1 protein-coding gene is annotated in these 272 nt (G+C 40.8%); it reads left to right on the forward strand.

The features are described from left to right. A partial coding sequence (locus tag AAEY83_RS15060) for an aldo/keto reductase (RefSeq protein ID WP_351060172.1) occupies window positions 1–272 on the forward strand: 272 nt, incomplete at both ends.

The raw sequence follows: 272 nt of genomic DNA on the forward strand, positions 1-272 counted from the left end.
GCCTATAACTCAGTAAAAATGGCGCTCGAAGTTGGGTTTCGCCATATTGATACCGCACAAATTTATGGCAACGAAGAGCAAGTAGGCCAAGCCATAAAAGATAGTAATATACCGCGCAGTGAAATATTCTTAACTACCAAAGTGTGGAATAACAAATTAAATAAAAGCGACTTTATCCCAAGCGTTAAAAAGTCACTTGAAAAGCTACAAGTTGATTCGGTCGACTTACTGCTAGTTCATTGGCCATCGCCTGCTAACGACGAGCCAATGAG

Origin of the sequence: Psychrobacter sp. TB20-MNA-CIBAN-0197 (assembly GCF_040309765.1) — a bacterium.
GTDB classification, from domain to species: domain Bacteria; phylum Pseudomonadota; class Gammaproteobacteria; order Pseudomonadales; family Moraxellaceae; genus Psychrobacter; species Psychrobacter submarinus.